General features: G+C 73.2%; 11 protein-coding genes. 5 read left to right on the forward strand and 6 right to left on the reverse strand.

All coding sequences use genetic code 11. The annotated features are described in order from the left end of the window. Positions 1 to 33 precede the first annotated feature (33 nt). From IFT90_RS09825 to leuC, 6 genes are all read right to left on the reverse strand, one after another. A complete protein-coding gene (locus tag IFT90_RS09825) occupies positions 34 to 1,182 on the reverse strand; it encodes a D-alanine--D-alanine ligase family protein (RefSeq protein WP_371812215.1) in 1,149 nt (382 codons plus the stop codon). Positions 1,183 to 1,275: 93 nt separating this feature from the next. After that, on the reverse strand, positions 1,276 to 2,289 hold the full coding sequence (locus IFT90_RS09830) for an NAD(P)H-dependent glycerol-3-phosphate dehydrogenase (RefSeq protein WP_192042358.1): 1,014 nt from the start codon (positions 2,287 to 2,289) through the stop codon (positions 1,276 to 1,278). Between the two features lie 127 nt (positions 2,290 to 2,416). Further along, a complete protein-coding gene (locus tag IFT90_RS09835; RefSeq protein WP_371812216.1) occupies positions 2,417 to 3,241 on the reverse strand; it encodes a lysophospholipid acyltransferase family protein in 825 nt (274 codons plus the stop codon). 7 nt (positions 3,242 to 3,248) lie between these two features. Then, entirely contained in the window at positions 3,249 to 4,616 is a 1,368-nt protein-coding gene (gene murA, locus IFT90_RS09840) for a UDP-N-acetylglucosamine 1-carboxyvinyltransferase (RefSeq protein WP_123546459.1), read from the reverse strand. Beyond that, complete coding sequence (gene leuD / locus IFT90_RS09845; RefSeq protein ID WP_123546460.1) at positions 4,617 to 5,213, reverse strand: 3-isopropylmalate dehydratase small subunit; 597 nt, start codon at positions 5,211 to 5,213, stop codon at positions 4,617 to 4,619. It lies immediately after the preceding gene. Beyond that, a complete protein-coding gene (gene leuC / locus IFT90_RS09850; protein ID WP_192042360.1) occupies positions 5,213 to 6,721 on the reverse strand; it encodes a 3-isopropylmalate dehydratase large subunit in 1,509 nt (502 codons plus the stop codon). The genes leuD and leuC overlap by 1 nt, the downstream gene beginning before the upstream one ends. A gap of 246 nt (positions 6,722 to 6,967) precedes the next feature. Here leuC and IFT90_RS09855 point away from each other — a divergent pair, with 246 nt between their 5' ends. The 5 genes from IFT90_RS09855 (at position 6,968) to IFT90_RS09875 (ending at position 13,567) form a co-directional block, all read left to right on the forward strand. After that, positions 6,968 to 8,560 (forward strand): PQQ-binding-like beta-propeller repeat protein, encoded by a 1,593-nt coding sequence (locus tag IFT90_RS09855; RefSeq protein WP_192042003.1) that lies wholly within the window; start codon positions 6,968 to 6,970, stop codon positions 8,558 to 8,560. A gap of 44 nt (positions 8,561 to 8,604) precedes the next feature. Next, on the forward strand, positions 8,605 to 10,182 hold the full coding sequence (locus IFT90_RS09860; RefSeq protein WP_192042004.1) for a PQQ-binding-like beta-propeller repeat protein: 1,578 nt from the start codon (positions 8,605 to 8,607) through the stop codon (positions 10,180 to 10,182). Between the two features lie 50 nt (positions 10,183 to 10,232). Further along, complete coding sequence (locus IFT90_RS09865) at positions 10,233 to 10,913, forward strand: alpha-ketoglutarate-dependent dioxygenase AlkB (RefSeq protein WP_192042005.1); 681 nt, start codon at positions 10,233 to 10,235, stop codon at positions 10,911 to 10,913. 84 nt (positions 10,914 to 10,997) lie between these two features. Further along, positions 10,998 to 12,071: a LacI family DNA-binding transcriptional regulator gene (locus tag IFT90_RS09870; protein ID WP_192042006.1), complete on the forward strand. Its 1,074-nt coding sequence runs from the start codon at positions 10,998 to 11,000 to the stop codon at positions 12,069 to 12,071. Positions 12,072 to 12,205: 134 nt separating this feature from the next. Next, positions 12,206 to 13,567 (forward strand): ABC transporter substrate-binding protein, encoded by a 1,362-nt coding sequence (locus IFT90_RS09875; protein WP_192042007.1) that lies wholly within the window; start codon positions 12,206 to 12,208, stop codon positions 13,565 to 13,567. Positions 13,568 to 13,600 lie beyond the last annotated feature (33 nt).

Below are 13,600 nucleotides of genomic sequence, written 5' to 3' on the forward strand. Positions count from 1 at the left end.
CCGCCGACGACGCCCCCGACCGGGGCCGCCCGCTCAGCGGTCGGTCGCGAGCCCCAGCTCGACGAGCTCGGTGATGAGCTCGGGGTAGCTCAGGCCGCTCGCGAGCCAGCAGGCCGGGAACATCGAGATCGGCGTGAAGCCGGGCATCGTGTTGACCTCGTTGACGACCCAGCCCCCGTCGGTGAGGAAGAAGTCGACCCGGGCGAGCCCGGTGCCGTCGATCGACTCGAAGGCGAGGGCGGCGAGCCGCTGCATCTCGGCCAGCTCGTCGTCCGCCAGGGGCGCCGGGCACAGCAGGTCCGCGCCCGCTCCGCCCAGGTACTTCGACTCGAAGTCGTAGAAGGTCTCGTCGCTGAGCACGATCTCGCCCGCGACCGAGGTGCGCGGGGCCCCGCCGTCGCGTCCGCCGAGCACCGCGCACTCGATCTCACGGCCGACGACGCCCGCCTCGACGAGCACCTTGTGGTCCTCGGCGAGGCCGACCTGCATGGCGGCGGCCAGCTGGTCCGGGCGGTCGACACGCGAGACGCCGACGCTCGAGCCGGCGCGCGCGGGCTTGACGAAGAGCGGGAAGCCGAGCGAGGCGACCTCGGCGGCCACCGCCTCCGGGGCGCTCGTCCACTCGGCCCGACGCACCGTGCGCCACGGCGCGACGGCGATCCCGGCCTGCTGCAGCACGGTCTTGGTGAAGTGCTTGTCCATGCCGACGGCGGACGCGAGCAGGCCCGCGCCGACGTAGGGCAGCCCGACCAGCTCGAGCAGGCCCTGAACGGTGCCGTCCTCGCCGAACCGGCCGTGCAGGATGGGGAACACGACGTCGACGTCGCCGAGCAGGCGGACCCCGCCGTCGGGCTCGACGACGCTCAGCCCGCGGCTCGCGGAGGTCTCGGGCCAGCGCACGCGGGTGCCGTTGTCGCGCACCTCCGGGAGCGACTCGGCGTCGAGGGCGAAGAGGGCCGCGTCGTCGGGCTGCAGCGTGAACGCGCCCTCCCGGGTGATGCCGACGGGCACCACCTCGAAGCGGTCGCGGTCGATCGCGGCGAGCACGCCCCCGGCGGTGGCGCAGCTGATCGAGTGCTCGCTCGAGCGACCGCCGAACAGGACGACGACGGTCTGCTTCTCGACGCTCATCGGGATTCCGGTCGCAGGGGCCGCGGTCGTGGCGGGGGTGGTGGTGGTCATCGAGGGGCCCTTCAGGTGGTTCGGCGCCGCCGGCCCGCGTGAGCAGGCAGGAGGCGCGGGTCGCGTCCGTGACGGACGCCGCGCCTCCTGCCGCTACTCGCCCTGGGGCTCGTCGGTCTCGGTCAGGTGCGGCGCGATGTTCCGCGGGTCGAGCGTACCGGCGAGCACCTCGGCGACCTGCTGCACGATGGGCATGTCGACCCCTCGCGAGCGGGCCAGCTCGAGGATCGGCGCGACGGAGCTCAGCCCCTCGGCCGTCTGGTTCATCTGCCGGACGACGTCGCCGAAGGCGTAGCCCTGGCCGAGGAGGCGGCCGGCCGTGTTGTTCCGCGAGAGCGGCGACTCGCACGTCGCGATGAGGTCGCCGAGGCCCGCGAGCCCCGCGAGCGTCTCGGCCTTCGCCCCGAACGAGACCGCGAACGAGGTCATCTCGGCCAGGCCGCGGGTGATGATCGACGCCTTCGTGTTCTCGCCGTAGCCGACCCCGTCGACGATGCCGATGGCCACCGCGATGAGGTTCTTGAGGACCCCGCCGAACTCGGTGCCGATCACGTCGGTGTTCACGAACGAACGGAAGTACGGGTTGGTCGCGGTGGCGGCGACGAGCGTCGCGGTCTCGAGGCTCTGCGACGAGACCACGGCGGCGGTCGGCTGGCGCTTCGCGATCTCGAGGGCGAGGTTCGGGCCCGAGGCGACGGCGATCAGGTCGGGGTCGATGCCGAGTTCCTGCTCGATGACCTGGCTCATGCGCAGGCCGGTCGCCTTCTCGACGCCCTTCATGAGGCTGACCACCGGGACGCCGCGCGGGACGAGCTCACGCACCGCGGCGAGGTTCTCGCGGAGGGTCTGGCTGGGCACCGAGAGGTACACCTGCTCGGCGCCACGGAGCGCCGCGGCCACGTCGGGCGTCGCCACGAGGGTGCGGGGCAGGTTGATGCCCGGCAGGTAGTCGCTGTTGCGCTTGCTCTCGGTGATCTCGCGCGCGACCTCGGGACGCCGGGCCCAGAGGGTGACGTCCGCCCCGCCCTCGGCGAGGACCTTCGCGAACGTGGTGCCCCAGCTGCCGGAGCCCAGAACGGCCACCGTGCGGGGCACGGCGCTGCGCATCACGACCGAGATCGCCTCCGTGGTGACGGCCCCCTCGCCGAGGGCCCCGATGGCGTCCTCCCTCGTCCCGGCGCCTCGACCGGCGTCGCCGGCCACGTCGCGGCTGCCGTCGTCACGGCTGCTCTCGTCACGGCTGCTCAAAGCGTCCGGTCTCCTTCTGGTGCTTCGTGTGCGGGTCCCACTGCTCGGCGGGCGCCTCCTCGTCGCGGAGGCCGGCCAGCAGCTCGGTGATGCGCTGCATGACGAGGGCCGTGGCCTCGGTGTAGGCGGCCTGGTCGAGGTGGCGGCCTCGCCACGGCGACAGGTCGACGGGGTCGCCGATCGCGGCGACGATGCGCCTCCGCGGGAACAGGCTGATCTTCGCCGAGTAGCGGCCCATCACGTGCTGGCTGCCCCAGTGCGCCATCGGGATGAGCGGCACCCCCGCCTGGAGGGCGAGCCGGACGGCACCGCTCTTGCCCTTCATCGGCCACAGGTCGGGGTCGCGCGTGAGCGTGCCCTCGGGGTAGATGATCACTCCCCCGCCGCTGGTCGCGAGGGCGCGCCCCGCCTGCAGCGGGTCGCTGTCGTGCGTGCGGCCGCCGCGTTCCACGGGCACGTGCCCCATGGCGCGCATCAGCGAGCCGAAGACGGGCACGCGGAAGAGCGACGCCTTGGCGAGGAACCTCGGCACGCGTCCGAGGGTCCACATGAGCCGCGCGACGACGACGGGGTCGATGTTCGTGTAGTGGTTCGGCGCGAGCACGAAGGCACCCTCGGGCGGGAGCTTCTCGGCGCCGCGCACCTCGATGCGGGCGAGCCGGTCGAAGAGCGGCGCGCCGACGGCGGCGACGCCCCGGAACACGGCGCTCTTCTCCTTGCCGCGACCGAAGCGGCCGACCCGGCGAGGCGTCTGGACCAGGGGCGCGTCGACCCCGCCGGCCGGCGGGGTCGGCGAGGAGGCGTCGCTCACGTCGCGATCAGCCCTGGAAGTCGAAGTCGGCGCCCAGCTTGCGCAGCTTCGCGATGAAGTGCTCGTAGCCGCGGCTGATGATGCCGACGTTGCTGATCTTCGACTCGCCCTCGGCCGTCAGCGCGGCGATGAGGTGGCTGAAGCCGCCGCGCAGGTCGGGGACGCGGATGTCGGCGCCGTGCAGGGCGGTCGGGCCGTTGATGACAGCCGCCTGCTCGAACTCGCGACGGGCGACGCGGCGGTCGTGGCCGGGCAGGCCCTCCTTGTGGACGGTGATGTCGGCGCCCATGTCGTTCAGCGCCTCGGTGAACTGGAAGCGGTTCTCGTAGACCGTCTCGTGCACGATCGAGGTGCCCTGCGCCTGGGTGAGCGCCACGATGAGCGGCTGCTGCCAGTCGGTCATGAAGCCGGGGTGCACGTCGGTCTCGACGACGACGGGCTTGAGCTCGCCGCCGGGGTGGAAGAAGCGGATGCCGTCCTCGTGGACGTCGAAGTCGCCGCCGACCTTGCGGAAGACGTTGAGGAACGTCATCAGGTCCTTCTGGTCGGCGCCCTCGACGAAGATGTCGCCCTTGGTCGCCAGCGCGGCGCTCGCCCAGCTGGCGGCCTCGTTGCGGTCGTTGATGGCCCGGTGCGTGTAGCCACGGAGCGTCTTCACGCCCTCGATGAAGATGACGCGGTTCGGCTCGACGGAGACGATGGCGCCCATCTTCTGCAGGATGGCGATGAGGTCCATGATCTCGGGCTCGATCGCCGCGTTGCGGAGCTCGGTGACGCCGTCGGCGAGCACGGCCGTGAGGAGGACCTGCTCGGTCGCGCCGACGCTCGGGTAGGGAAGCTCGATGTTCGCGCCCTTGAGCCCGTCGGGCGCGGTCAGGTGGATGCCGTTGTACGACTTGTCGACGACCGCACCGAAGGCGCGGAGCGCGTCGAGGTGGAAGTCGATGGGACGGTCGCCGATGCGGCAGCCGCCGAGGTCGGGGATGAACGCCTCGCCCAGCCGGTGCAGCAGCGGGCCGCAGAAGAGGATCGGGATGCGGCTCGAGCCGGCGTGTGCGTCGATCTCGGCGAAGTGCGCCGACTCGACGTTGGCCGGGTCGAGGATCATCTCGCCGCGGGCCGGGTCGGTGATGCGGACGCCGTGCACCGACAGCAGGCCGCGGACGACGTTGACGTCGCTGATGTCCGGCACGTCGCGCAGGATGCTCGGGGTGTCGCCGAGCAACGCGGCGACCATCGCCTTCGTGGCGAGGTTCTTCGCCCCGCGCACCTCGATGCGACCGATCAGCGGCTTGCCGCCGCGGATGACGATCTCATCGGACTTCAGGCCGACACGGGCCCCTGCAGCTGCTGCGTCTTGGACGAGAGAGTTCACTTACTTCACCGGCAATGTCTTCGGGCGCCAGGCGGCGCGGCGGGTTTCGAATTCTGTGATCGCGGCTTCGTCGCGGAGGGTCAGTCCGATGTCGTCGAGACCCTCGAGGAGGCGCCACTTAGTGTAGGCATCGACCTCGAACGAGACCGTGAGGTCACCGACCGTGGCGGTCTGCGCGGCGAGGTCGACCGTGATCTCGATGCCGGGGCTCGCCTCGACGACCGCCCAGATCCGCTCGATGTCGTCCTCGGCCACGACGGCGCTCAGCAGGCCCTGCTTGCCCGAGTTGCCCCGGAAGATGTCGCCGAAGCGCGAGCTCAGCACGACGTCGAAGCCGAAGTCGCGGAGCGCCCAGACGGCGTGCTCCCGGCTCGAGCCGGTGCCGAAGTCGGGGCCGGCCACGAGCACTCGCGCGCCCTGGTACTCCGGGCGGTTGAGCACGAAGTCCGGGTCCTGGCGCGCCGAGAAGAAGAGCGCGTCCTCGAAGCCGGTCTTGGTGACCCGCTTGAGGAACTCGGCCGGGATGATCTGGTCGGTGTCGACGTTCGAGCGCTTCAGGGGCGCGGCCACGCCGGTGACGACGGTGAACTTCTGCACTAGGACGCGCCTCCTGCGGTCTGGCCGGTCAGCTCGGCGGCGACCTGGTCGTGGATCGGGGTCGCCGAGGCCGCGCCGGCCGCGCCGACGGCGCCCGCCTCGTCGGCCGACAGGTCCCACGGGGACGAGAGCGTGCCGCGGACGGCGGTCGCGGCGGCGACCAGCGGCGACACGAGGTGCGTGCGTCCGCCCTTGCCCTGGCGGCCCTCGAAGTTGCGGTTCGAGGTCGACGCGCAGCGCTCGCCCGGGGCGAGCTGGTCGGGGTTCATGCCGAGGCACATCGAGCAGCCGGCGAAGCGCCACTCGGCGCCGAAGTCGGTGAAGACCTTGTCGAGGCCCTCGGCCTCGGCCTCGAGCCGCACGCGGGCCGAGCCCGGCACGACCATCACGCGGACGCCCTCGGCCTTGGTCTTGCCCTGCACGATCGACGCGAACGCCCGCAGGTCCTCGATGCGGCTGTTCGTGCACGAGCCCATGAACACGGCGTCGACGGGGATCTGCTTCATCGGCGTGCCGGCCTCGAGGGCCATGTACTCGAGGGCGCGCTCGGCGGCGGCGCGCTCGTTGGGGTCGACGACGGTCGAGGGGTCGGGCACGGAGTCGCTCAGCGAGACGCCCTGGCCCGGGTTCGTGCCCCAGGTGACGAACGGCTCGAGCGAGTCGGCGTCGAGGAACACCTCGGCGTCGAACACGGCGTCGTCGTCGGTCGGGAGGGTCTTCCAGTAGGCGACCGCCTCGTCCCAGTCGGCTCCGGTCGGGGCGTGGTCGCGGCCCTCGAGGTAGTCGAACGTGGTCTGGTCGGGGGCGACCATGCCTGCCCGGGCGCCGGCCTCGATCGACATGTTGCAGATCGTCATGCGCCCCTCCATCGAGAGGGCGCGGATCGCGCTGCCGCGGTACTCGAGCACGTAGCCCTGGCCGCCGCCGGTGCCGATCTGGGCGATCACGGCCAGGATGATGTCCTTCGCCGTCACGCCGGGCCGCAGCGTGCCCTCGACGGTGACCGCCATGGTCTTGAACGGCTTGAGCGGCAGGGTCTGCGTCGCCATGACGTGCTCGACCTCGCTCGTGCCGATGCCGAAGGCCATCGCGCCGAACGCGCCGTGCGTCGAGGTGTGCGAGTCGCCGCAGACGACGGTGATGCCCGGCATGGTGAGGCCGAGCTGCGGCCCCACGACGTGGACGATGCCCTGCTCGGCGTCGCCGAGCGGGTGCAGCCGGACGCCGAACTCGGCCGTGTTGCGGCGGAGCGTCTCGATCTGCGTCCGGCTGGTGAGGTCGGCGATCGGCTTGTCGATCGCGAGGGTCGGGGTGTTGTGGTCCTCGGTGGCGATCGTCAGGTCGGTGCGCCGCATCGGCCGCCCTGCCTGCCGGAGCCCGTCGAAGGCCTGCGGGCTCGTGACCTCGTGGAGGAGGTGGAGGTCGATGTAGAGAAGGTCGGGGGCGCCGTCCTCGCCCTTGACGACGACGTGGTCGTCCCACACTTTCTCGGCAAGCGTCCTGCCCACGGGCACGCCCCTCTCCTCGGGTGTCTCGGTCGGAATGATCGTCGAAGTCTACGCCAGCGCCTCCTGGCCCCTGCCCGACGCGCTGCCGGGTGCAACGCGGCCTCGGGCGCCCGGCATTCCCCCGGCGAGCGCCGCGGCCGAGGTCTCCGAACACGAGGTGGGCGCGCGGCACCTCGCGGGTCCTGACTGGTACCAGGTCCTCCGTCGTGCGGCGGCGGGCCCGCCCGACGAGGAGGTCGACCGAGCATGGTGCGAGACGACGCTCCCTGGCTGCCGGCCCGTCCCGGCGCGGGCCGCCGTGCCGACGCGCCGGAGGCCGGCGCGGCGCAGCCCGCCTCCCTGCCGTCCAGCTCGCGCCTCTCCCCTGCCGTGCCGCACGAGGAGGCGCCCCGACGTCGGCGCCGGACGACCGCCTCCTCGTCGTCCCGCCTGCGCTCCGCCTACCTCGCCCTCGCCCTCGCGACCACGGCCGTGCTCGTCGTCGGGGTCGCGGTCGTCCCCCGCTACGGCAGCGGTCCGGCGTCCGGCACGCCCGTCGCGGACGAGCTGCGACGCCTGCCGACGGATGCTGCGTGGACCCTCGACCTCGCCGGCCTCCTCGCGCCCGACGTGCCCCCGAGCTGCGTGCACGTCTGGCCTTCCGCCGCCGTCGACGGCCTCGTCGCCGTGGGCACCTCGGTCGACCTCGAGACCGACGACGCCGCGTCCTCGACCGGCTGTCGCCGCGCCGCCGTGTCGGGGAACACGAGCCGCGTGGCGCTCGTCGAGGCCGGGACGGGCCGCGTCCGCTGGGTGCACGACCTCGCGGCGGACGTCCCCGACGCGGACGCCCTGGCCATCCCGGCGACGCAGGTCGTCCCGGCCGCCGGCCGCGTGCTGGTCCAGGTCCAGACCTCGGGCGGCGCCGCGCAGGTCGCGCTCGACCTCGACGGAGGCGACTCGCAGGAGGTGGCGCGCGGGCGCCGCGACCTGCCCGCCGTGAGCGTCGCCGCCGTCGGACGCCTGCAGCTGCGGGCCGTCGGCGGCACCGACGACGCGTCGAGGCGCTTCTCCCTCGTCGACGCGGGCGACCTCACCGAGCCCGTCTGGCAGGGCCGGGCCGACGTGGGCACCACTCCCCTGCTGCTGGAGTCGGGCGTCGTCGTCGAGGCGGACGGCCGCAGCTCGTTCGTCGACGGCCGGACCGGCGCGGCGCGTCCGCTCGAACGGGGCAGGGGCCGGGGCACCACCCTCGAGACGGCCGCCGTCGGCCCGGCCGGCGACGGCTCCCTCTACGTGGTCGAGCGAGCGGGACGGTCCCGTCCGACCGTGTCGGCCGTCGACCCGCTCGGCGACCGGCGGTGGACGACCCCCGTCGAGGCAGGCGCCCTCGACGTGACGGACCGGTGCGTCCTCGCCCTGTCGCCCGACGCCTCCTCCGTCACCTGCCTCGACCGGGGAGACGGGCGGGTGCTCTGGAGCCGCGACCTGGGCGGCCCTGCCCGGGTCGTGCCCGTGCCGGGGCAGTCGCGGGACGACGTCTGGGTCGTGGCGCAGCGCGACGACGGCCCCGAGCTGGCCGCCCTCGACGTGTCTGACGGCTCGCGCCGTGTCGCCCTGCCGCTCGGCCCGTCCGACGAGGTGGTCGCCGCGTCGCGCACCGTCGTCTACGTCGAGACCGACGACTCGGGAACCAGCCCCGACGCGGTCAGCGCGTACGACGCGTCGAGCGGACGCCGGCTCTGGACGTCGACGTCGACCGGCCGCGTCGCGTTCTGGGGCGGCGCCCTCGTCGTCGTGGACGACTCCGCCTCCGCCTCCCGTCTCGTCGACCGCACCCGCGTCGGGAGCACCTCGTGACGGCGCCGGGCGCCCCGTGGCAGCCCTCGCGGCCGAGGGCCGCGGTGGTCTGGGAGAAGCCGACGACTCGGGAACGGACGACGGCCGCCGAGGAGGCGGACGGGCACCAGGTCCCACCGCCCGCGGGCAGCACGACCGGCAGCCCGTCGGGCCGTCCGGCCGCGCCGGGCCCGCGCTGGTGGCGTCGTCTCGCACCCGGCCGTCGCCTCGCTCTCGGCTACCTCGCCCTCGTCCTCGCCGCCGTGGCGGTCACCGCCGCGCTCGTCCCCGGCCAGCCGGTGTACGGCGGGCTGTCGCCCTGGCAGGGCACGTCGACCGTCGACCTGAGGGAGGCGCCGACCGCCTCCGGCTGGACCGTCGACCTCGCCGGGGCGCTCGCCCCCGGCGCGCCGGCCCTCTGCCTGCGGTTCCCCTCGGTGCCCGTCGGCGACGACGGCCTCGTGCTCGTCCGCGCTGCACCGGCCTGGACCTACGGCTTCGCGAACGACGCGGGTTGTGGCAGCGACACCCGGCAGGTCGGGTCGCGGGTCGGGCTGCTCGACACGACGGACGGCCGCATGGCCTGGGTGCACGACGCCCGGGACGACTTCGCCGACCTGGGCGACCTCGACGGGGCCGAGGTGCTCTCCGCCTCGGCGATCGGCCCGGCGGGCGACCCCGACCGCCTCCTGCTGCGCACCTCGGGCGGCGCCCTCTCGAAGCTCGTGGCGCTGGATCCCGCGACGGGTCGGGTCGTCGACGGCTCCGCGCCGTGGACGACGACGGACAGCGACCAGTTCCAGTCGGAGGGGCGTGTCGTCCTCACGGGACGCCAGCCGTCCGCGGGGGGCGCCTACCGGTACGAGGTCCGGGACGCGGACGACCTCGGGCACGTGACGTGGCGGGGTGCCGGCACGACGACGGGCGTCGTCCTCGCGCTGCCGGACCGGGCGCTGGTGTCGACCCCGGACGGCACGGTGGCCGTCGACCCGCGGACGGGCCGCGAGCACGACTGGGGCACACGGCTGGACGCCCTGGTCGGCCCGCTCGTGCACGACGACCTGATCGTGTCGTCCACCGGTCGATCGGGGGGCTTCACGGCCGTCGACCTCGACGGGCGGACCCGGTGGACGACCTCGCCCGACGTGCAGGGGGCACCGAGCGCGGCTCGCACGTGCCTCGTCGTCACCGACGTCGCGGACGACCGCGTCAGCTGCGTCGACTGGGACACGGGCGAGACCCGCTGGAGCCACGACCGCCGGGGAGCGGTGAGCGTGGACGGCCTCGCCGGCCAGACCGACGACGACCTCTTCGCGGCGGCGACCGCCGGGGACGACGGGTCGCTCGCGCTCCGCGTGCTCGACGGGGCGGACGGGGCCACGACCTCGGTCGTCGAGCTGCCGGGAGGCGCGGTGCCGGCGGCGACCGGACGCACCGTCGGCTACGCGTTCGCCTACGGCAGCTCGGGCGGCCGCTCGACGGTCGTCGCCTTCGACCGGTCGTCGGGCGAGCGGCTCTGGGTCTACCAGGGCAGACTGCAGGTGTCGTTCTGGGGCGGAGTGCTGGTCGACGTCGACGTCGACGGCGTGGCGCACGAGCTCACCGGACCGGCGGCGACCGAGGTCGTCGCGCCCCGGTGGTGACCACGAGCGTGCTCGAACGCGTGTTCGAACGGTCGGCTAGGCTGAGGGGCATGAGCACGACCTTCACCTCTTCCCTGCTGGACGGCCTCGACGACGACGCCGACACGGGCGCGGGCCCCGTCACGAGGCAGGGCACCGGCCTCCGCGACCTCGACGGGGCCGTGCAGCACCTGCCCCTCGACGACGGCGCGTGGCTCGACCTCGTGCCCGGCTGGGCGACGGGCAGCGACGCGATGTTCGAGCGCCTCGTGGCCGAGGTCCCCTGGCAGGCCGACACGCGGACGATGTACGACCGGGTGGTCGAGGTGCCGCGGCTGGTGTCGTCCTACGGCGAGCGCGACGTGCTGCCCGACCCCGTGCTCGGCACCGCGCGAGACGAGCTGAACCGGTGGTACTCCACCCGGCGCGGGGCGCCCGACGAGCAGCTGTTCCGCCGCGCCGGGCTCTGCTTCTACCGCACGGGCGACGACAGCATCGCCTGGCACGGCGACCGAGTCGGCCGCACGATCGACCGCGACACGATGGTGGGCATCCTGTCCCTCGGCGCCCCGCGCACCCTCGCGATCCGGTCACGCCGCACGGGCAGGGTGCAGCGCTTCCCCCTCGGCCACGGCGACCTGCTCGTGATGGGCGGCAGCAGCCAGCGCACGCACGAGCACGCGATCGCGAAGACCCGCAAGGCGGTCGGGCCGCGCATCTCGGTGCAGTTCCGTCCGGTGTGGCCCGCGTAGCAGCTCCCTCCCACCCGACGCTCGTCGCTCATCGGGGTCGGCGCTCGTATGCTGTGCGCACGACCGACGACGAGGTGGACGAGCATGGCACCAGCGACCCGTGACGACGTGGCGCGCCTGGCCGGCGTCTCGTCGAGCACCGTCTCGTACGCCCTCAGCGGCCGTCGGACGATCTCGGACGCCACCCGCCGTCGAGTCGAGGCGGCCATGGCCGAGCTCAACTACACGCCGAACGCCTTCGCCCGCGGCCTGGCGGGCTCGCGGGGCGGCATCCTGGCCCTGCACTACCCGTACGGCAGGCGCGGCGTGACGTCGTCCGAGTTCGAGTACGTCGCGGCGGCCACGGACCGGGCGCGGGAACGCGGCTACCACCTCCTGCTCTGGTCGACCCCGATCGACGACGTCGAGGGCCTGGAGAGCCTCGTGAGCGAGGGCCTGGTCGACGGCGTCGTCCTGATGGAGCTGACGCCGGAGGACGACCGCGTGCCGGTCCTGACGGAGGCGCGGGTCCCCTTCACGAACATCGGCCGCCCCGACGACGTGGCCGGCCTCTGGTTCGTGGACGCCGACTACGACGCGCTGGGGCGCCTGGCCGTGCAGCACCTCGTCGACCTCGGCCACGAGCGGGCGTTCTTCCTCAGCCAGTCGGTCGGCTCGCACGAGCGCGGCTCGGGCCCGCTCACGAGAGCCTCGAGGGCCCTCGGCGACGCGGCGCGCGCGGCGGGCCTCTCCCTCGAGGTGCACCACGCCCCCGTCTCGGTCACGGGCGGCCGCACGGCCTTCGACGCGTTCGTCGCCTCGCCGGCACGTCCCACCGCGGTGGTCGCGTTCAACGAGACGGCGTTGGCCGGCTTCGTGCAGGCGGCCGCGTTCGCCGGCTGCTCGATCCCCCGAGACGTCTCGGTGGTGGCCCTCAGCATCGGCGACCTCGCCGCGGACATGACCTCGCCGCCGCTCACGACCGTCTCGCCGCCCGGGGTCGAGCTCGCTGCGGCCGCCGTCGACCACCTCGTCGACCGGCTGGAGGGATGCCGGCTCGACGCGCCGCACCTCCTCGTGGCCCCGCAGCTCGTCGTCCGGGGCAGTTCCGCGCCCCCGCCCCTCGACTCCCGCGGCGCCGTCCGTCCTGCCGCTCGTGCCGGTGCGACGCGCCGCTAGCACGGGTTGTTGCGCGCCTCCTGCGCGTGTGTGACACTCATCGTCGACGCGCGTCGACGACGACGCGCGCGGCAGTGTCCCGGCTCGGCAGCACGAGCGGGACACGTGCATCGCAACTCGACGAGGAGATCACCATGCGAGCATCCCTGCACCGCAGGTTCACCGGGCCCCTGGCCATCCTGGCGGCATCCAGCTTCCTGCTGGTCGGCTGCTCCGGAAGCGCCGACCCCAACGACCCCAACGCGGGCGGCGACGCCGGCGGATCGGTCGGCACGGCCGACGGCGTCGTCAACGTCTACGGCACCATCAACGGCGACGAGGCGACCCTGCTCGAGGAGTCGTGGGCCGACTGGGAGAAGCAGAACGACATCGACATCAAGTACACGGGCGACAAGGAGTTCGAGAAGCAGATCGGCATCAAGGTCCAGGGCGGCGACACCCCCGACCTCGCGATCTTCCCGCAGCCCGGTCTCCTCGCCGACACCGTGACGTCGTCGGGCAAGGTGCAGGAGCTCCCGGCCGACGCGCTCGCCAACGTCAAGGAAGGCTGGTCCGAGGACTGGCAGAAGTACGGCCAGGTCGACGGCACGCAGTACGGCGCTCCGCTGATGGCCAGCGTCAAGGGCTACGTCTGGTACTCCCCCGCGAAGTTCGCGGAGTGGGGCGTCGAGATCCCCAAGACCTACGACGAGCTCGTCGAGGTCTCGAAGACCATCCAGGAGAAGACCGGCACCGCTCCCTGGTGCGCGGGCTTCAACTCGGGCGAGGCCTCGGGCTGGCCCGGCACCGACTGGGTCGAGGACCTCGTGCTCCGCGAGGCCGGCCCCGACGCCTACGACTCGTGGGTCTCCGGCGACACGAAGTTCACTGACCCCGAGATCAAGGACGCGTTCGACTCCGTCGGCACGATCCTGCAGGACCCGGCCATGGTCAACGCCGGCTACGGCGACGTGAAGTCGATCAACTCGACCGCTTTCGGCGACGTCGCGACCAACGTGGCGAACGGCAGCTGCGCGCTGACGCACCAGGCCTCGTTCTTCGAGGGCTTCCTCACCGCGGCGAACAACGCCGAGGGCACCCCCGCCACGGTCGCCGAGGACGGCGACGTCTGGGCCTTCCTCACCCCGCCGATGAAGGAGGACGACCCGGCAGCCGTCACCGGCGGCGGTGAGTTCGTCGCCGCGTTCTCGAACGACGACGACACCGCCAAGGTGCAGGCGTACCTCGCCAGCGCCGACTGGGCCAACAGCCGCGTCTCGCTCGGAGGCGTCATCTCGGCCAACAAGGGACTCGACCCCGAGAACGCCGGCAGCGACCTGCTGAAGGGCGCCGTCGAGATCCTGCAGGGCACGGACACGACGTTCCGCTTCGACGGCTCCGACCTGATGCCGAAGTCGGTCGGCTCCGACAGCTTCTGGAAGGGCATGGTCGACTGGATCGACGGCACGGACACCGACTCGGTGCTCGAGGAGATCCAGGCCGGCTACACCAGCTAGCCAGCAACCCCACCGTGAGGGGCCGTCGCCGTG

Source organism: Frigoribacterium sp. CFBP 8766 (assembly GCF_014841435.1).
Classification (GTDB): domain Bacteria; phylum Actinomycetota; class Actinomycetes; order Actinomycetales; family Microbacteriaceae; genus Frigoribacterium.